This window comes from Vibrio sp. bablab_jr001 (assembly GCF_016464285.1).
Taxonomy (GTDB): Bacteria; Pseudomonadota; Gammaproteobacteria; order Enterobacterales; family Vibrionaceae; genus Vibrio; species Vibrio fluvialis.
On the sequence record NZ_JACDWZ010000039.1, the window covers coordinates 286,147 to 305,962 of the forward strand.

Genomic DNA, 19,816 nt, shown 5'->3' on the forward strand with positions numbered 1-19,816 from the left:
ACCCACAGCCTCAGTTACATCATTGAAATACCAAATATTTGACGCGGGATTAATCTCATGTTCAGCAAGGCTATTCAACTAAAGGGTTAGGAGAGAAGCACGTTGCGTGGCTGTTTATTATTGACGAGTTTAATGTCTCAATCCCGCCAGTTTGCCCCTTAAGTGGTGTGGTGATGTCTCCCGCTTCACCATTAAAATAGCCTCTTTATTCCAAGGGGTTAACATGTCCAACAAACCCGACCGCCTCACCGCTATGCAGCAGATCATCGACGCGGTGCAACAGGAATTCCCGCTGTATCAACAAGACACCTTTGTTTGCGGCCCAAACAATACCTGTGTCGGCTGCCCGAAAAAACTGATGGAACTGGTCGACAGCGAACTCAGCTACTGGCAACACCAGGTGAAGCGCGGCTTACCGCCCTCGTTCGACGAACTCAACCGATTTGGCAAATTGTGCAAAAACGTGCGCCGCGCTCTGGTGCGCAATGGTCGAATCGCGTTCACTGAGCGGTAAGAATCCACCAGCAGATCTGGTGGTTGAAAGAGAGAAAAAAGCGCTCGAATGAGCGCTTTTCAATTTAGTTGACCGTACCGCTGGGATACGCTTTGCTGCCCAAGCGATACCCCTCAACTGTTTTGCCATAGAACCCATCATGGGCGTGGTACTGCTTGAGGTTGGCATCCAGATCGCCTTTATATCGAGGGTCTTGCGGACGCTCGTGACTGTTGACGTACGCCGCCACATCCCACGCTTCTTGCACGGTTAGCTGAACGCTCTTACCCAGCGGCATGTTTTCATAGATAAAAAACGCCGCCGTATTGATACGGTGCATGCCTGCGCCCCAGTTGTAGGCATACTCGCCCCACAGCGGCGGAATGTAAGAACGCCCTGTTGCATCGGCCATGCCCTGTCCGTCTGCCGCATGGCAGGTTGAGCAGTTTTTGGCATACACGTCTGCGCCACGTTCGCGCGACGGTGCTTGCTCTGGATTGGCGAGCTTCGGATAGCCACGCCCGGCCAGATTGCCACGTTTTTCGACCGGCAGCGCTTTGGCAATCACGTCCGGCAGCGGGAACGACTCAATTTTGCCACCCGTTTGTAGCTGCTTGGCATCCAGCGTCGGAACCGGCTGATCGCCAAGACCATACTGATCCATCAAACCGCCCATCGCCAACCAGTACGCATAAGCGCTCAGCGCCACCAGCTCCGGTGAATCGTACTCAGGCGGCTTACCATTCATCGAATACTGAAAACAGCCCTGAATGCGGTCGGCGTAGCTGTTTACCCGGTCGTTCTTTTTGCGATAGGCCGGATACGCCATGTACGCCGCCCACAGCGGCGCCGCGTTCGGTTTACGTCCCGCCTGCATGTGGCAGTTGACGCAGTTCTGATCGTTGCCGACATACTGGCCACGCATCTGCTGTGAATTCACAAACAGCGAATAACCGTGTTTGACCTGACGGCCAAATTCATCGTCGGGAATCGTGCTCAAATCGCGCGGCACCAGATACTCGGTCTGCGACGATTTCTTTACCGCGGGGAGTTCTGTCTGACGATCAGGCAGCTCTGTCGTGGCTATAGCCAGCGCTGGCAACAGACTGAGCGTTAAAAGGGAAAATGCAAATTTCATGAGCTCTCCTGCAGCAATCAGTAACGGAACGACGCGAAGTAAAACGCCAAATTCTCAATTTCATCATCCGTCAACTTGCCGGCAATGGTCGCCATCATGTTGAGCGGGTCGCCTTGACGCGAACCGTTTTTCCAGCTGTGGAGCTGATTTTTCAGGTAATCGGCATGCTGGCTGGCCAAACGCGGGAATGTCGCTACGCCCATTCCGCTGGCACCATGACACGTTGAACACGCCGGAATGTTGCGGTCCCAATCTCCCTGATAAATCAGCTTGCGATAGGGGTTGCTGATGTCGGCCTGATCGCCGCGCTGTTCAAGATGGGTAAATTGGTACGTCGGCAGTGCTGAGTAGTAATCCAGTACACTTTTGCGCACCGCAGGATCGCTCAACCCTTGCGCCATCGCCGTCATCATCGGGTTCTGGCGCTCGCCAGAAATAAAGAGTGCTATTTGGGTTTGCAGGTATTCGCTATCCAGCCCGGCTAACATCGGCGCCACATTGGGCTGGCCTTTGCCGTCGGCGCCGTGGCAGCTGGCACAGACTTCGCCTTGGACAGGCATGGCAGCCGCGTGGACACCGCTGGTCGCGGCAAACAGTAACAGCGCCGCGGCGGAAAATAATTTGGACATGCTGACTCACTATGACTTTATTGCTCTCCTCCCTATTGTCAACTTTGACACTAACGTCAGCTATTGTGGATTTCCACATATTTACCAAGCAAGCCGAGTGACCACCGATACGTATTTACCGTGGAAAAAAGGCGCAGTGGTTTAAGTCCACTGCGCCGGTGTGGTGTGCAGGGTTTCCTACGCTTTGCGAATCCGCGCTGGCAGGGATTGGCGAGCCGCCGCGCCGACCACCCAGTCGAGCAGAACGCCCGGGCTTTGCCGGGTTGGGTCAATCAAGCCGATATCGTTGATGTTGACGCCATCGCTGCGCTTCATTCTGACCGGTTGCTGCTTGTCGCCAATCCAGTGCGCCCGCTCGCCGAGTTCAGTATGGCCAAAGCCGTGCTCGAAACCGAGCGTGCCGGGGCGAATACCCTCCAGCACCATCGCCACCGCCGTCATCTGCGCGCTCGGGGTTTCAATCACAAACCGATCACCCGTTTCAATCCCCGCCGCCTTGGCATCGTGTGGATGCATGTAGACCGGGTTGTCACCTTTGATCGCGTTGAGACGGGGCGACAAATTTGACACCGCGCTGTGAATATTGGATTTAAAGTTGGTCAGGCTGAACGGCCATTCGTGCGGCGGATAACGCGCTTCCAGCGGCGTGCCGTCGGCCAGTTTTTGCGGATACCAAGTCGGGCAACCGCTGTAGCGCTCACCGGTCATGGTATTGCGCGACGTCGCCAGTTTTTCGTTCCATATCGCAACCGGATTGACCCATTTGTATTTTATGGTGTCGCCTTTGTAGGCTTCGGTTGCATCCTCAAACCGCCCGCCACGCGCAAAGATGTACGCCACCCGCTTCATCTCGTCCGCCGTCAATGCCTGCTGCATGGCGGGCATCAGGCGCTCCAGCCCTGACCACGCAATGTCTTCCGCCGTCACTTCCGGTACGCCGCCTTTGACATACGCCAGGTTGGCCGCCGAACGCAGGTAGAAATCTTCCGCACTGTGAATGCCGTGCCAGTTGCCATCGGCATCAGCAATGGCGTTGTCACCAAAACCACCGAGCTGCATTTTCTTTGCCACGTCGATCAAAAAGTTTTCCAGACAGATCGAGCGCCCATCCGCCGTTTTGGCCGTGCGCGGCGCCACAACCGGCCAGCGCGCCGTGACGGTTTTAACGGGCACGTCATGCCACGGCCCGGCCATGCCCCAGCTTTCATACGTGACGGTATCCGGCACAATGTAGTCCGACAGCGTGGTGGTTTCGTTGATGAACGCATCGACCGACACGATCAGCCCCAACTGCTTCGGATCTTTGAGTTTCTCTTCCAGCAGCGCTTTGAGCCCCGGCACACCGTAGATCGGATTGGCAATGTGGTTGATCCACGCTTTGATGCGATACGGATAGCCGTCCATTGCTGCCGACAAGTGTTCGGTCAGCAGTGGCGCAGAAATCGGATACCACGGTGCACGTGTTGGGTAAGGCGACTCTCCGGCCGCTACGCGGCGCCGGTATTCACTGCTTTTGTGATACGGGAATTTGCTCCGCGACAGGAAAATGCCTTTGGGTGCGACCTTGCCGGCAAACTGGTTGAAGTTGTAACGCGGGCCGTCTCCCGACGTCGGATAACCGCCCGCTTTGGCCATTGCGCCGCCTTTGCGGTTGATGTTTCCCACCATCGCATTGAGCATCATGATGGTGAACGCGTTGTAAAACCCGTTGGTGTGCATGTTGCCGCCGTGGGTGTCCACCACCGCTTTGGTGCCATAGCTGGTAAAGCGCTGTGCCAGCGCGATGATTTGCTCCTCGCTGATTCCGCACTGCTGGCTGTAATAGGCCAGATCGTATTTAAACGCCTGCTCTTTGAGGTGTTGCAACGACGATTTGACCATGACGGACTTGCCCGCCAGCATCACCTCACGCGTGACAAACAGCGCCGCTTCGTGTGGTTCGGTATTAAGCGCGAACTCGTCACTGCTTGCATTGACCACCACGTACGGATCGCTGTCTGAACGCGCTTCCCCGTCAAACGGCAACCCGACATCCGATGCGCGCAGGAAGCTGCCGCAACGCGGATGCTGCTCGTCACTAATCACCAAATGGGTCGCGTTGCACCAGTGCGCCGTGCCGGCACGCTGCATCGCAGCCACACCCGGCTGAGCCAGAAATGTTTGGTTGTAGCGCTGATTGGCGATGATCCACTGAATCATACCAAGCACCAACGCAGAATCGGTGCCCGGTTTGATTGCCAGCCAATCGTTACGATCGCCCGCCGCTAGGCTCGACGACCCCGCTGGCAGGCTGGGCGTGACCACGGTGTATTCGAGTTTGCCTTCGCTACGCGCATTGGCAAGCTGGCGCGCCTGACGCTTGAACGGGTTACCCGCCTGCGCCGGTGACATGCCGATAAACAGAATGTACTCGGCGTGGTCAAAATCCGGTTTGAGGTGAGCGTATTTATCCAAATCGTTGAGGAATGCGCCGCTGCCGGCACGAAACGCGTAGCCGCAATACGAGCCGTGATGGCCGAAGTTGCGCGTGCCGAAACTGTTAAACGCAAAGCGTTTGATGATGTCATCCCGCCCCTCGTTACTGGCATTGGTCACCAGCAACTGGTTGGCTTTCGGACCATATTCCGGATTGTCGGTATCCAGCGGCGTGGTGAGGTCGCGAATAGCACGCAACCCCTCAACGTGCCCTTCGCCAAACAAGTCGCCCCCTTCTACTATCTCCTCAATCAACTGCTCGTAGCTGATCGGCTCCCAGCGCCCTTCACCACGTTTGCCAACCCGTTTCAGCGGCTGCGTGATTCGGTAAGGGCTGTTTTGCATGTCCAGCATCGCATTGCCGCGCGCACATGCCGTTGAACGGCCTTGCAACCCTGCTTCGCCCGCCATACTCAGATAAGCGTCTTTGACTGGCGTCGCAAACGGAATCGCATTTTGCTGTGACAGCGGATGATACGGGTTACCGCTGATGCGCAGTATGTCATCGTTGCGATTGTCGATGCGCACGCGCAGGCCACACAGCGTCCAGCAACCAAAACACATTGAGGGGGCAACGCGCTGATTCGGATTGGGGATCAGATTGCCGTTGCGATTAACGCGGTATTCCGGCTCCAGCGAATTACCATGATGCGGATCGCGGGTGGCCTGCCCGGCTTTGCCTTCCACAATCCCTTCCACCATGTGTTTGGTGGTGGTTGCGTAACCGGCGGCAAATGCGCCCACACCACCGACGGCAAGGCCCGACTTCAAAAACTGACGGCGTTTGTTGTCCATGTTCTGTTTCTCCTACTCGTGGTGTGTCAGTACGGATGAGGGATGGGTTTGCGCGCGGTGTTGCACCAGCTCACTGCCCAGCAGTGCCAGCGCCAGCCACAAACCGAACATGCCCGCGATGCCGAGAGCGCCATTGGCGCCCCAGGGCAATTCATACGGATAAGGCCCGACATCGAACTTAGGAATGGTCTGTACCTGCATCATGGTGACCCAGCGTACCAACCAAGCGGCGACAAGGCTGAGTGCCATCATGCCAATCAAACCGAACCCGCGGGTTCGGTCGTGCAGGCTGAAAAACGCCCATGCGATACAGCCCAGCAGCGACGCGGTGAGCAACGCCAGATGCTGCGTCCATTGCGCATTTTCATACAGCGAAAACGTTGGGTTATTGGCCGCCCAAATCGGCACTAAAATCAGCGCCAGCACCGCACTGAGCGACACGGTTTTCTTCAGTAAACTGAGATCAAAGCTGCTCAGTTGCGCCGAAATGGCTTTCGGCACCAGCAGATGAACAAACAGGCTAAAACCCACGGCGGCCAGAAACGCGGTGACAAACCACAACAGCGGCGCGGCGGGTTGATGCCACAGCGGACGTGCGCTCACGGCGGCAATTTCAGCGCCGGTATAGAGTGCAATCGACAGCCCCGAGAGCGCGGTCAGCGTCGCCACCAGCAGCATTAAACGGCGCGACGTGCGCCACTGGCCGAGCGACAGTTGACCAACCCAGCGCAACACCAAACCACGGCTTTGCTGCAGCGCAATCAAATCGGCGCGCAGATAGAGCCAAGCCGTCGCCACCGCCAACGCTGAAAATAGCGGCAGAAACAGCGAGCCCAGCGACATCCACGACCACGGCGTGATGTAAGCGTAGAAGTGCCACGCTCTGCCGGGTTGATGCAAATCGCCGGTCAGGGCCAGCGGGCCAACCATGGCGCCAATCGCCAACGTGAGTACCAGCGCGGCACGCAAACGGTGACTGCTGCGCCTTTCAAACAGCAACGCAATCAAAAAGAGTATGGCCGCGGCGTACGCCGAGCCAATGTAGAAGAAATACTGCACCGCCCACGGTAACCAGGCGATCGCTTGCGACGGAACCAACACTTCGGTGATGTTCATGCGTGACCTCCTTGCGGCTCGTAAATGGCGGCTTTGCCTTGAATGTGCGAGGTAAAGCGTTCATCCATGCCGAGATAAAACACATGCGGCTGGGTATTGGCTTCCGGTTTCAGCACTTTCAGTTCGCCTTGATGCTGCGCCATCACCTGGCGAATCTGACTGGTTGCATCGTTCAAGTCGCCGATAATGCGCGCGCCGCCGACACAGGTTTCCACGCATGCCGGCAGCAAGCCCTGTTCCAGACGATGCGCACAGAAGGTGCATTTATCTGCCGTCAGGGTGTGTTCGTTGATCACCCGCGCATCGTAAGGACACGCCTGCACACAATAGGCACACGCCACACAGCGGCTGTTGTCCACCATCACAATGCCATCCTCACGCTGAAAGGTGGCCTGCACCGGACACACCGCCACGCACGGCGGGTTATCGCAGTGATTGCACAAGCGCGGCAGCGTGAACGCTTTCACCTGCTGAGTCGCCTGCGAGCCATCGGTTAAGGTCACTTCGTACTGTTTGACGGTGGTACGAAACTGGCCGATAGGCATCTGATTTTCAACACTGCACCCGACCGTGCAGGCCTGACAGCCCACGCACTTGCGCAGGTCTATCAACATCGCATAGCGTTTGCCTGTTTGACCTTTCCGGTCCGGCGCTTGGTTATTGCGTATCACGGTGCTGGCCGTTGCCGTGCCAATCCCGGTTACGGGGATTAACGCAGCACCAGCGGTCACCGCGCTGAGAAAACGTCGTTTGGTGGAATCCATCACTCACCTACTGAAGTTGGTTGGGTGAGTTGATTGTCAGCAATGCGCCGCGCGGTCGGTATTGTGGTTTTCCACATACCCGGCGGTTCATTGATCTAAAACAAATGGGGCGTGGTACGGGTTGCTGTTATCCTAGTCGCCAATTGATGCATTCAGGGATGAAGACCGCATGTTCACTTCGTTAGTTCGCCGTTTGATGTTCCCCATACTGCTGGGGTTGTGCTTGTTGAGCGCGCAAAGCATCGCGGCGCAAGAGGCGGCCAATCAAGTTAAGTCTTCCAAAATCAAGCCTGTCGTTGATGTTGGAGTGTTGGCAATTCGCGGTAATCTGGCCGCGGAGCAGCGCTGGCAACCAACCATCGAATGGCTCAATCAACACATTCCGGATGCCGAGTTTGTGCTGCATCCGCTCGATTTAGACGGCATGCTGAATGCGGTGAAATCGCAGAGCATGGACTTTATCGTCACCAACCCCGGTCAGGCGGTGCGCCTCGGCAGGCAGTACGAGCTGTCGTGGATGGCAACGCTCACTAATCGCGCGCCGAGCCATTCTAACTACGCCATCGGTTCGGCACTAGTGGTTCGGGCCGATTCCCCTTATCAGCAACTGGCGGATATCGCCGGGCATCCGATGGCCGCGGTCTCCGAGCGCGCTTTTGGCGGCTACCTCACGCTGCGCTATCAGGTGTTAGAACTTGGCTTTCATCCGAATGATTTTTTCGCCAACGTGCGCTTTTTAGGGTTCCCGATTGACGCCAACCTCTATCAGTTGCGTGATGGGTTTGTCGACGCGGCGGTCGTACCCGCGTGTTTGCTGGAAACCATGACCCGTGAAGGGCTGCTGGAGGCCAATCGCTATCGCGTGCTCAACGTCGACACCAACGCAGATTTCCATTGTCAGGTATCGACTCACCTTTATCCGAATTGGTCGTTTGCCAAAACCGACCGCGCATCGGCGCCTCTCGCCAAACAAGTCACCCGCGCGTTGCTTGCCATGCCTGCCGAAAGCCCGGCCGCCATCGCCGCTGGTGCGTCCGGTTGGACCTCGCCCGTCAGCTTGCTGTCCATCGATAAACTCTATCAGGCGCTCGATCTGCATCCATTGCAGGAGCCGTGGTGGAAAGAGGCGATCCGCTGGCTGCGTTTTCATCAGGAGTGGGCTTGGGCGCTGTTTATCGTCGTGGTGGTGCTGAACGCCTACCACTTCTGGCTCGAATACCGGTTTAGCAAAAGCCAACAAGCACTGGAGAAAACGCAGCTGCGCCTCAAAGAGAAAAGCGAACAGTTGGAACACGCGCAGCGCGTGGCAATTGTGGGCGAACTCGGCAGCAGCTTGGCGCATGAAATCAATCAGCCACTGGCGGCAATTCGCAACTACAGTGAAGGCGGTTTGCTGCGCGTGGCAAAACAGCGCCCGACAGAAGAGATCACGCCGGTGTTTGAGAAGATTCAGGCGCAGGTCGATCGCGCCGATGCGATCATCAATCGCCTGCGTAACCTGATCAAAAAACGCAGCCTTGAAAAGCAGCCGTGCAACATCGAAACCCTGCTCGACGAGACACTGGAGCTGATGCACTACCGCTTGCAAAAATACGAGGTGGCGATCAGCCGCAGCAGCGAAGGCGACGTCATTGCCGTAGAAGCAGACCGCGTCGGTATGCAGCAAGTGCTGGTGAATGTGCTCAGCAATGCCATCGACGCCTGCCTGCTGTATCAAGAGCGTGAAGCATCCGGCAGTTATCAGCCCAAAATCGCGCTACATACTGATTATCAGCCCGAGACGCTGTACATTCGCGTGGTCGATAACGGCACTGGACTGGAACACGGCACCCCGAGTGAAGCGTTTGTCAGTCACAAAGCGCATGGCCTCGGATTGGGGCTGGCCATTTGTCGCGATGTGATGGAAAGCCATGGCGGGCAAATCAGCCTGATGTCCGTCGAGCCACACGGATGCATCGTCAGCCTTTCTCTGCCCTATTGGGCGTAAATTCAGGAGCGCATGAATGAGTGAATCGAATCCACACCTGCCCGTCTATGTGGTTGATGACGATGAATCGGTGCGTGATTCTCTGCAATTTATGCTGCAAGAGCACGGTTTCCACGTCACCACCTTTGCCAGCGGCAAGGCGTTTCTCGACCACATCAATCCGCTCAAACCTGGCTGCGTGATTTTAGACAGCCGCATGCCCGAGCTGCGCGGCCAGCAAGTGCATCAGCGGCTCAACGAGGCCAACAGTCCGCTGGCGATCATCTATCTGACCGGTCACGGCGATGTGCCGATGGCGGTGGATGCGCTACAAGCGGGCGCGATTCACTTCTTTCAAAAACCCGTCAAAGGCGACGAACTCGCCGCCGCCATCACGCAAGGGCTACAACAGTCAGCATCGAAGCTGGATCTGCTGGCGGCAAAAACCGCATTTGAATCGCTGACGACACGCGAGAAAGAGATCCTCAAACTGCTGATTGCCGGTAAACGCAACATTCGTATCGCCGACGAGCTGTGCATTGCGCAGCGCACTGTCGAAGTGCATCGCGCAAATCTGATGAAAAAGTTTGCCGCCAGTACCGTGGCCGAACTTGCCTACGTCTACGGCCAACTGGCCAAGGTGATGCGATGAACACCAACGGCGCGGTTCCTTGTCTGCTCACCACCTGGTCGCGCAGCGAACAGATGCTGTTTCGCTGGCTGGTGAAACGCTGTGGCGATCGCGATCTGGCGGTGGATGTTTTACAGGAAACGTTTCTCAAAGCACTGCAAATGAATCAGTCCTTTTGTGAAATCGAACATCAGAAAGCCTGGCTGTTCCGCGTGGCCGCCAATGCGCTCACCGATGAGTGGCGCCGCCATCAGCGTGATGATGAACTGTGCGATGCCGCCATACCGACGTTAACAGCAAACACTGATGAACCTGAAGCGGTTGACGGGCTGACACAGTGTCTACCCACCGCGCTGGAGCGGCTCAGCGAGGACGATCGTGAAATTATTCAAGCCTGCGATCTCAATGGCCTCAGTCAACAAGCCTTTGCCGAGCAAAAGCAGTTACCGCTCTCCACCGTCAAATCCCGTATTCAGCGCGCCCGCGCTAAGCTGCGTGATCAATTGAAGACGCACTGTCACATCCGCTTTGATGACAACCACAAAATCTGCTGCTTTACTCCTTCATCCCTAAAATAATCACTTATTTTTGCGTCTTTTTCCGGCCTGCGCCGTCTTGTCTGTGAGATGAATTTTTCTCCAACAATCATGACAAGGAAACAACATGTTTGCGCTTTTTACCGCTCTAGCCGACTGGCTGACCTACTCTATCTTGGCACTGTCACCGCGCACGCAACTGGCCGAGGCGGTGCACTTTTTCATTGAAGATGTCAGCAAGATTTTTGCACTGCTGCTGGTGATGATTTATTTCATTGCCCTGCTGCGCGCATCGATGAATGTTGAACGGGTACGCGATTACCTTGCCGGGAAACATCAGTTTCTTGCGTATGGCTTTGCCAGCGTTTTTGGTGCCGTAACACCGTTCTGCTCCTGCTCCAGCATTCCGGTCTTTCTGGGTTTCACCACAGCGGGAATCCCTTTGGGGATCACGATGGCGTTTCTGATCACATCGCCACTGGTTAACGAAGTGGCCGTGGTGCTGCTGTGGGGACTGCTCGGCTGGAAGCTGACCCTGTGGTATGTCGTCATCGGCATCACTATTGGCATTTTGTGTGGCTGGCTGCTGGATAAAATTCGCGCGGATCGTTGGTTGCAACCCTTTGTTTCGGATGCACTGAACCAAGGTCATTCCGCGCCCACAACCAGAGCGTCGAGCGACGCAATCCAAATGACACTGAACCAGCGTCACCAGTTTGCCAAGGGCGAAGTACGCGCGATTGTCAGCCGGGTGTGGAAATGGGTCATCATCGGCGTTGGTGTCGGGGCTGGTTTACACGGGTTTGTTCCCGCAGGCTGGCTCACTGACAACCTCGGAAGCGGTCAGTGGTGGTCGGTGCCAGCCGCGGTATTGGTGGGCATTCCACTCTATTCCAATGCCACTGGCATCATCCCGGTGATGGAAAGTTTACTGACCAATGGCCTGCCGCTTGGCACTACGCTCGCGTTTTGCATGAGTACCGTCGCCGCCAGCGTGCCGGAATTTGTCATGCTCAAACAGGTGATGCAGTGGCGATTGCTGGCGTTGTTATTCGGCTTATTGCTGGCGGCCTTTACTCTGATCGGCTGGCTATTCAACCTCATCATTTTGCTCTAAGGAGTTTTATCATGCGACATTTCAAAGTATTAGGTTCTGGCTGCACCAACTGTCAGAAAACCGCGGCACTGATTGAACAGGTAGCCCATCAACTGGCTATTGAGGTCCGTGTGGAAAAAGTCACGGATCTCACCGCCATTCTGCACTATCAGGTGATGTCGACCCCGGCAGTGGTTGAGAATGAACAGGTCATCCACGCAGGCAATGTACCCAACGAAAATATGATTCGCGGTTGGTTAAACCAGCCGGGAAAACCATAGCACTCCATCCCCATGGCTGAAGAAGCAGTATTCACTCAGCCATGGGACCGAATCCTGAACACATTGATAAAACGCACCAATAGCAACATCTGTGTTACAAATATTAATGTTTTGTTTCACAGAATGCTGTTTGCTTTCTCAATATGCAACACGCGCAACGTGAGTGGCAATGCAAACCTGTATAACCTGAAAAAACTTAAGGTGTCTTAAGCTAATCTTAAGTTTAGATTTGCATCATGCGTCCACAGTTTCACTTTCGGGTTCTTTTTGATGTCGAACTTCAGCCGTTTTACTTTTCCTCGTATTCCGATGAGCATGACCACGCTCATTGTCGTATTCGCAGTGTACTTTGGTACGGTGATGAACTATCCCGTGCTGAAAACTATTTTTCATTTAAGTGCGGATGTCTCTAATCCGCTTTTTGCGTATACGGCGCCTCTGCTGCTGACTTGCGCTTTTATCATTATTTTCTCAGCGTTCGCCTGGCCGTATTTCTTCAAACCGTTTATGGCGTTTGTGGTACTGACTTCTGCCGCTGCGTTGTATGCGGAAGTGAACTTCCAGACTCTGTTTGACACCACCATGATGGAAAGCGTGTTTGAAACTAACTCGTCTGAAATTTCGTTCTATCTCAACTCAGCAACGGTGCTTTACCTATTGGTTTTTGGCGGACTGCCTTGTCTGTTCCTCGCAATGGTACGCGTCAAGCCATACCGTACCTGGACGCGCGCAATCGTCTCTCGCGTGGGCGTGGTGCTGATTGCGGTCGCGGGCATCGGTCTGGTCGCCGGAACCAGCTACAAAGATTACGCCTCGGTCGGCCGTAACAACCATTACCTGAATAAGATGATCATTCCGGCGCACCTGTACAACGGTGCGAAATACCTGAATAAAACCTACTTCGAAACCAAACTGGCGTATCAGACGCTTGGCTCAGATGCCAAAGTGACCGCAGCACCAAACGGCAAACCCACTCTGATGGTTGTTGTACTGGGTGAAACAGCCCGTGCAATGAACTTTGCCTACAACGGTTACAACCGCGACACCAACCCGTACACCAAAGACATGGGCTTGATTGCGTTTCAGGACGTTTCTTCCTGTGGTACTTACACGGCGTTATCAGTGCCATGCATGTTCTCGAACATGACTCGCGACACATACAACAAACCTCGCGCAGCCGCGCAGGACAATGCGCTGAACGTGCTGCAACACGCAGGGGTTGATGTGCTGTGGATCGATAACGATGGCGGTGACAAAGGCGTGGCCGACAAACTGCCGTACATCTCTATCGATGCGTCCCTGAAAAACAACGACTGTAACGGTTCGACCTGCTTTGACGTGGCGATGATGACCGATGCGAAGAAATTCATCGACGACGGCTCTCATAACAAACTGCTGGTTCTGCACACGATTGGCAGCCACGGCCCGACTTACTGGCAGCGTTACCCGGATGCTCAAGCGCCGTTCCAACCTGCCTGCAACCGCAGCGACATCGAAAACTGTAACGACAAACAGATCGTGAACGTCTACGACAACACTCTGGTGTACACCGACTACGTGCTAGCCCAAGTGATCAACGAGCTGAAAAGCGTGTCGAACGATTACAACGTAATGCTGACGTACATTTCAGATCACGGGGAATCTCTGGGTGAAAGCGGCCTGTATCTGCATGGCACACCGTACGCGATTGCACCAAAAGAACAGACTCATGTGCCTTGGCTACTTTGGATGCCAGAGCAATATGCACAGCAGAAAGGATTGAGTACTCAGTGCATCAAAGACAAAGCGCAGAACAGCACCTTGTCGCACGACAACTTGTTCCATAGCTTGCTCGGCTTATATGGAGTGCGTTCACAAGTTCAGAATCCAGAGCTGGATATTACGCAAAGCTGCCTATTAAATTCATAGTCCAGATTTATAGAGTACTCATTAAATGCAACAAGAAGTAATCATTAAGCGTACTGGTGTTCACCGTATTGCTTATACCTTTGTTCACAGTTTTAACGGATTTAAATGGCTTTGTAAGCACGAAGCCGCTTTTCAACAGGAGTTGATGCTCTTTGTTCCACTGACGATTTTTGCCTTCTGGCTGGATTTGCCAGCCATGCACACCTTGCTGGTGATGCTGAGCATGGTGTTCGTGCTGTTTGCTGAAATGGTGAATACGGCGATTGAAGCCGTCGTGGATCGCGTAGGTCTGGAATATCACACCTTATCTGGCGTAGCGAAGAACATCGGTTCTGCGCTGGTGCTGCTGAGTATGGCCTGTTCGCTGGCCGTTTGGGGTACTGTGTTATGGCTACGCTGATTTCTGTCCTGACGGGCGAGCGTTCGAAGTTTAAATTCGGCGCTCTGTTGCCGCTGCTGTGCTTTGCGTTGATTGATCTGGTCCTGCTGAGTTTGTCACGTCTGATGCTTTCGGTATGGCAAAGCGAGCGTGTGTTCTCCACTACCGACTTCGGCCAGATTTTTATCGGTGGCCTGCGCATCGATATTTCCTCAATTGGTTATCTGTTTGCGCCCGCTTTGCTGCTGGTGATTGCTGCGACCCTGCTACGTGCGACCCGTTATATTCGTGTTCCACTTAAAGTTTATTTGGTCGGCGGCAGCCTGCTGTTCCTGTTCTTTGAACTGATCACTCCCACCTTTATTCTTGAGTACGATCTGCGTCCGAACCGTCTGTTCATCGACTATCTGATCTATCCGAAAGAAGTGTTTTCAATGCTGGTTTCCAGCTACAAAACCGAGATTCTGGTGACATTCGTTGTTCTGTTCGTTGCCGCCCGACTGTTGGGTAAAGCGTTTGACGCGGTGTGGAGCTCAGATGTGAAAGGTGCGCTGGTATCGCAAATTGCGATGCAGTTGGTTCTGACCTGTCTGTTGGTGCTTGGCGCTCGCGGCACGTTGGAACACCGCCCAATCAACCCGGCGTTGGTGGCGTTCTCTACCGACCACTTACTGAATGACCTGAGTCTCAACTCGGCTTACTCTGTGGCCTTTGCCTGGAAACAAGCGAAGAGCGAAATGTCGAGCTCCGATTTTTACGGTCCAATGGATCAGAAAGCGCTGCTGAGTGAAATTCACCGCACGCTGCAAAACCCGAACGCGGATTTTGCCGACCCGAATGCGCCGACCAAAACCATGCATACCACCAGCTTCCCGGGTCGTAAAAAGAATCTGGTGATCCTGTTGCAAGAGAGCTTGGGTGCCCGTTATGTGGGTAAACTCGGCGGCCTGCCGCTGACACCAAACCTCGACAAAATCATGGATGAAGGTTGGAACTTCACTCGCCTCTACGCCACGGGTACACGTTCAGTGCGTGGTATCGAAGCGGTGGTCACCGGCTTTACGCCAACACCTGCTCGTGCAGTGGTGAAGCTGGGTAAATCACAGCAGAACTTCTTTACTCTGGCGAGTTTCCTGGGTAATCAGGGTTACCACACCCAGTTTATCTACGGCGGTGAAGCGCACTTCGACAACATGAAAACCTTCTTCCTTGGTAACGGTTTTCAGGACATCGTTCAGGGCAGCGATTTCGACAAAGTCGATTTCACCGGCTCTTGGGGTGCGTCGGATGAAGATCTGTATGATCAGGCCAACAAAGAATTTACCGAACTGCATCAGCAAGGTAAGCCGTTCTTCAGTTTGGTGTTCACTTCATCGAACCATTCACCTTTCGATTACCCGGACGGTAAAATTACTCCGTACGATAGCGACAAACAGACCCGTAACAATGCAGCGAAATACTCTGACTACGCACTGGGCGAATTTGTGAAGAAAGCCAAGCAGTCGGAATACTGGAAAGACACCATTTTTGTGGTGGTGGCAGACCACGACTCGCGTGTGTACGGTGCCAGCCTGGTACCTGTGCGCCACTTCCACATTCCCGCGGTGATTTTCGGTAACGATGTTCCACACAAAGTGGATGATCGTCTGGCAAGCCAGATTGACCTGGGCCCGACGCTGCTGTCCCTGATTGGTGCCTCTGGTGAACACCCGATGCTGGGCAATGACTTTACCAAGCCGCTGACAGAATCTCAGCCGCGTGCCCTGCTGCAATACGACAAGAACTTCGCTTACCTCAAACAGGGCAAAGCCGTTGTCTTCCAGCCGGATAAAGCGCCGCAGACCTTCCTGCTGGACGGTGAAAACCTCACACCGACTCAGCCGGATGAAGCACTGGCTCAGGAAGCGCATGCCTACGCCAACTTCGGTAGCATGGCGTATCAAAAAGGTTGGTACGCACCTTAACCAGAGCCCTGAATAGCAAAACGCCAGATAGTCACTATCTGGCGTTTTTGTTTCTGGCCTTGAATCGAATTAACGATTGGCGTCTGCAGTTTGGCGAGCGCGTGGCGCGCCATTGCCATTGTTGTGGCGTCTTGGCTTGTTCGCTTTCGCCGCCCCTGAGTTCTGCTCACCCGCTTTGCCCGAACGCGCACCGTTGCGCTGTTTTGGTTTCGCGCCTTCAGGCTGTTCTTTCTTCGCCTGAGGATTGCCATGGCGTGGCTTACCTGATTTAGACCCGGCGTTTGCCTGACCCGTTTTTTTACCATTGGCCGCCGGCTTATCGCCTTGCGCTTTGCCTTCACCCTGCACGGCTGGCTTCTTCGGTTTCTTTGGCTTTTTCGGTTTGATTGGACGGGTATCCAGTTTAGATTCCGGCACTGCGTTGGTTGGTTTAAAGCCTTCCAGTTCCACACGTGGCAATACTTGCTGAATCAGACGTTCAATGCCGAACAGATCCGGCGCTTCAACGGCACACACCAACGAGATGGCACGACCCGCTTCGCCCGCACGGCCCGTACGACCAATGCGGTGTACGTAGTCTTCCGCCACATTTGGCAGTTCAAAGTTCACCACTTGTGGAAGCTGTGGAATATCGATGCCACGCGCGGCGATATCAGTTGCTACCAGTACACGCAGTTCACCGGATTTAAATTCAGCCAGTGCCGTCGTGCGTGCGCCCTGACTCTTGTTACCGTGAATCGCAGCAGCTTTGATGCCCTCTTCATTCAAAAACGCCGCCAGCTTGTTCGCGCCACGCTTGGTGCGGGTAAACACCAGCACTTGTTGCCAGTTGCCGTCTTTGATCAGTTTCACCAGCATCGGTGCTTTCTTTTTCACGTCCGCCGGATACACATACTGCTCAACGGTTTTTGCCGTCGAGTTCGCCGGGTTGACCGAAATCTCCACCGGATCGTTCACCAGACCTTTCGCCAGTGCGCGAATTTCGTCAGAGAAGGTGGCCGAGAACAGCAGGTTCTGACGTTTCTTTGGCAGCAGTTCAAGAATCTTACGGATATCGCGGATAAAGCCCATGTCGAGCATGCGGTCGGCTTCGTCCAGCACCAGCACTTCCAGTTGGTCAAATTTGACCGCGTTCTGGTTATACAGATCCATCAGACGACCCGGCGTCGCTACCAGTACATCCGCCCCTTTACGTAGGCGCAGCATTTGTGGGTTGATCTTCACGCCACCAAACACCACCGCACTGCTCAGCGGCAGATGACGGCTGTAGGTAAACACGCACTCTTGTACCTGAGCCGCCAGTTCACGGGTCGGAGTCAGGATCAGGGCACGTACCTGGTTGCCACGCACACGCGGGCCTCCGCTCAGGCGTTCCAGAATCGGCAGAGTAAATCCGGCGGTTTTACCTGTACCTGTCTGAGCCGCGGCCATCACATCCTTGCCTTGTAGCACAGCAGGAATGGCTTGTGCCTGAATTGGAGAAGGTGTTTCGTAACCTTTTTCCTTGATAGCTTGGAGGATTGGTGCAGACAGACCTAACGAGGTAAAACCCATAGTTGATTCTCAATAGTTAATAGAAAGGAGATTCGCAGCCAAATGTGACCACGAAAGTCCGGCATTCTGAATCTTTTAAGCTTCGGGTTCAACCAGTAATTACAAAGCCGCCGTCTGTGGTGAATAACCACACGCCAGCTTGTTGAATTTGTTCACAAAACAACCAAAGACAATCAAACAAAAAATATTTCTGATAATTTCATCATTTTTTCATTCACCGTGCTCATCCTAAGCCAACGCTAAGTAACGCCCAATATGATGGAGAGACTTAATTCAGTCTCATTTGGGTAATTGGAGGTAAGGTTATGATGCAAATGGTCAGTGAGAATCCAAAACTGCGAATCAAAAATCACTTACGTAAATTTGATCGCTACCGTAAAAACAAGATGTCCAACATCGCGAATCTGATGCTGTCTGCTGTCGGTAACCACCGTTATTCTCAGTCGTCATTGATTGCCGCCGATGAGGTTAAGGAAATTCTGATCGTCAGAAGTAATGACCGTGTTGGCAACACCGTATTCCTGATCCCGTTTATTCGTCAGGTTCAACACCACTACCCGAATGCCAACATTACACTGCTGCTCAATAAACGCTGGCAGCAAGATGTGTTTGCCAATATGGGGATTGAAACCTTTGAGTTTGCTAATCTGTCGTTTTCCAGTTTGTCGCAGTGTGTGAAATCCGTGCGCAACCTGAGAAAGCGCGTATTTGATCTCTGCCTGTCACCAAGTGTGTCGGCGCAATCTTCCGTACTTTGCTCGCTCATGAGTGCGCGCAATAAGATTTCCTACACCAGCCGCTACGACAACGCCTTCACTCACACCTTCCCGGTGCACAAGGTGTATTCGCATGCCGCGCTGTGTAACTTAAGCCTGCTGCCGCAACTGCACAGTTCAGAGTTACTGGTTAACCCGTGGAACAGCCATCAAATCAGCATCAGCGAGGAAGAGTGTCGCCAAGGGTTTGAAGCCAAGGGCGCGCTGGCCGGTGATGATTCACTGTGCCTGACTTTCTTCCGTGGTGCGCGCGGCGATAAAAAACTCACGGATGTCGAGTGGCTCAATATTCTGCGTCAGTTCGAACGCGCTCATCATCAACCTATCACCTGGATTGAAATCATGGGGCCGGAAATCGAAGCGCCACTGTGCCGCAATATTCAAACCTACCGCAGTAAAAGCCTGCGTGAACTGGCGTGCTTCCTGCGTCACACCGATGGTTTCATCAGTTGCGATACCGGACCACTGCACCTGGCCGACGCCGCAGGCGCAAGCTGTATTGGTTTGTATACGCACACAGATCCCGCGGTTTACGGCCTGCTAGGCGAGCGCAGTTTCCATGTGACAGACCTAGACAACATTGACGCAGCCACCATTCTGCAAGCACTGGAATCGGCGAAAGTTCTGCCGCAAGCCGCCTAATCTTGGACAGACTCCTCACGTTAAAAAAGCAGCCTGATGGCTGCTTTTATTTTGCTTGGCGTCCGGTTCAGCACGTAAAACTGGTCGGCGACTTATCGCCCCCGATGCAACACTGCGCGCTCTATGTTGATCAAACCATTCAACAGAGGTGTAAACCGCGCGGAAAGCCATTGAAAATAGCCCCAAACCACTGCCCCACTGACTAAGTACGCGCCGAGGATATCGAACGGATAATGCACGCCGACATAGACTCGCGCCCAACCCGTCAGCGCCGAGAGGGCTAAAATCACTCCGGCGAGCAGCCGGTAGGTTTTATCCCGCCCGATAGCGAAACCAATGCCCGCCATGAGTGTCACATGATCGCTGGGAAATGAAGAGTCCGTTACATGGGCAATCAGTTGTAGCCCAAGATGATCCGCGAACGGACGATTGTGATACCACAGCAGCGAAATAAGCAGGTTCGTCGTCAGCGCCAACACCGTCGCCAATGCGGCGTGAAATGCAACCGCTTTGCCACACGAACTGGTAAACCACAGCGCCAGCAGGCACACAGGTACAATAACCAAAGGCATTTCCGCAATGCCCTTGGTTATACTCATTAAAAAAGAGCCGGGCTGATGAGCCGCGTTGATAAGCAGGAATAATTGTTGATTTAAACTGTCCATAACATCGA

At 54.1% G+C, this 19,816-nt stretch carries 17 protein-coding genes; 10 read left to right on the forward strand and 7 right to left on the reverse strand.

What is annotated here, in order from left to right:
* Positions 1-223 precede the first annotated feature (223 nt).
* On the forward strand, positions 224-514 hold the full coding sequence (locus JIG40_RS04010) for a hypothetical protein (RefSeq protein WP_020428936.1): 291 nt from the start codon (positions 224-226) through the stop codon (positions 512-514).
* 64 nt (positions 515-578) lie between these two features.
* Here JIG40_RS04010 and JIG40_RS04015 read toward each other — a convergent pair whose 3' ends face one another.
* The 5 genes from JIG40_RS04015 to dsrO form a co-directional block, all read right to left on the reverse strand.
* Complete coding sequence (locus JIG40_RS04015; RefSeq protein WP_199464808.1) at positions 579-1,631, reverse strand: c-type cytochrome; 1,053 nt, start codon at positions 1,629-1,631, stop codon at positions 579-581.
* A 17-nt stretch (positions 1,632-1,648) separates the two neighbouring features.
* Positions 1,649-2,260, reverse strand: a complete 612-nt coding sequence (locus JIG40_RS04020) for a c-type cytochrome (protein WP_199464809.1) — start codon at positions 2,258-2,260, stop codon at positions 1,649-1,651.
* A 177-nt stretch (positions 2,261-2,437) separates the two neighbouring features.
* Positions 2,438-5,530, reverse strand: coding sequence for a tetrathionate reductase subunit A (locus tag JIG40_RS04025; protein ID WP_158148346.1), 3,093 nt, complete (start codon positions 5,528-5,530; stop codon positions 2,438-2,440).
* 12 nt (positions 5,531-5,542) lie between these two features.
* Positions 5,543-6,646, reverse strand: a complete 1,104-nt coding sequence (nrfD, locus tag JIG40_RS04030) for an NrfD/PsrC family molybdoenzyme membrane anchor subunit (protein ID WP_199464810.1) — start codon at positions 6,644-6,646, stop codon at positions 5,543-5,545.
* A complete protein-coding gene (gene dsrO, locus JIG40_RS04035) occupies positions 6,643-7,410 on the reverse strand; it encodes a sulfate reduction electron transfer complex DsrMKJOP subunit DsrO (RefSeq protein ID WP_199464811.1) in 768 nt (255 codons plus the stop codon). The genes nrfD and dsrO overlap by 4 nt, the downstream gene beginning before the upstream one ends.
* Positions 7,411-7,606: 196 nt before the next feature.
* Here dsrO and JIG40_RS04040 point away from each other — a divergent pair, with 196 nt between their 5' ends.
* The 8 genes from JIG40_RS04040 (at position 7,607) to JIG40_RS04075 (ending at position 16,171) form a co-directional block, all read left to right on the forward strand.
* Positions 7,607-9,397, forward strand: a complete 1,791-nt coding sequence (locus JIG40_RS04040) for a PhnD/SsuA/transferrin family substrate-binding protein (protein WP_244662639.1) — start codon at positions 7,607-7,609, stop codon at positions 9,395-9,397.
* A 16-nt stretch (positions 9,398-9,413) separates the two neighbouring features.
* Positions 9,414-10,028 (forward strand): response regulator, encoded by a 615-nt coding sequence (locus JIG40_RS04045; RefSeq protein ID WP_024375251.1) that lies wholly within the window; start codon positions 9,414-9,416, stop codon positions 10,026-10,028.
* Positions 10,025-10,585, forward strand: coding sequence for a sigma-70 family RNA polymerase sigma factor (locus JIG40_RS04050; RefSeq protein WP_055452884.1), 561 nt, complete (start codon positions 10,025-10,027; stop codon positions 10,583-10,585). Before JIG40_RS04045 ends, JIG40_RS04050 begins: the two co-directional genes overlap by 4 nt.
* A gap of 85 nt (positions 10,586-10,670) precedes the next feature.
* Complete coding sequence (locus JIG40_RS04055) at positions 10,671-11,660, forward strand: permease (RefSeq protein WP_199464813.1); 990 nt, start codon at positions 10,671-10,673, stop codon at positions 11,658-11,660.
* Positions 11,661-11,671: 11 nt separating this feature from the next.
* Entirely contained in the window at positions 11,672-11,920 is a 249-nt protein-coding gene (locus tag JIG40_RS04060) for a thioredoxin family protein (RefSeq protein WP_199464814.1), read from the forward strand.
* Between the two features lie 315 nt (positions 11,921-12,235).
* Positions 12,236-13,828: a phosphoethanolamine--lipid A transferase gene (locus JIG40_RS04065; RefSeq protein WP_199464961.1), complete on the forward strand. Its 1,593-nt coding sequence runs from the start codon at positions 12,236-12,238 to the stop codon at positions 13,826-13,828.
* Between the two features lie 25 nt (positions 13,829-13,853).
* The gene (locus JIG40_RS04070; protein ID WP_020330023.1) at positions 13,854-14,228 is read left to right on the forward strand and encodes a diacylglycerol kinase; all 375 of its coding nucleotides are present in this window, start codon (positions 13,854-13,856) and stop codon (positions 14,226-14,228) included.
* Positions 14,216-16,171 carry an LTA synthase family protein gene (locus tag JIG40_RS04075; RefSeq protein ID WP_199464815.1) on the forward strand — a complete coding sequence of 652 codons (1,956 nt, stop codon included), beginning with the start codon at positions 14,216-14,218 and terminating at the stop codon, positions 16,169-16,171. Before JIG40_RS04070 ends, JIG40_RS04075 begins: the two co-directional genes overlap by 13 nt.
* 69 nt (positions 16,172-16,240) lie before the next feature.
* Here JIG40_RS04075 and JIG40_RS04080 read toward each other — a convergent pair whose 3' ends face one another.
* Entirely contained in the window at positions 16,241-17,725 is a 1,485-nt protein-coding gene (locus JIG40_RS04080; protein WP_199464816.1) for a DEAD/DEAH box helicase, read from the reverse strand.
* Between the two features lie 305 nt (positions 17,726-18,030).
* Here JIG40_RS04080 and JIG40_RS04085 point away from each other — a divergent pair, with 305 nt between their 5' ends.
* On the forward strand, positions 18,031-19,143 hold the full coding sequence (locus JIG40_RS04085) for a glycosyltransferase family 9 protein (protein WP_244662630.1): 1,113 nt from the start codon (positions 18,031-18,033) through the stop codon (positions 19,141-19,143).
* A gap of 92 nt (positions 19,144-19,235) precedes the next feature.
* Here the strand turns inward: JIG40_RS04085 and JIG40_RS04090 are convergent, their stop codons facing one another.
* Positions 19,236-19,742 carry an undecaprenyl-diphosphatase gene (locus JIG40_RS04090; protein WP_199464817.1) on the reverse strand — a complete coding sequence of 169 codons (507 nt, stop codon included), beginning with the start codon at positions 19,740-19,742 and terminating at the stop codon, positions 19,236-19,238.
* Positions 19,743-19,816 lie beyond the last annotated feature (74 nt).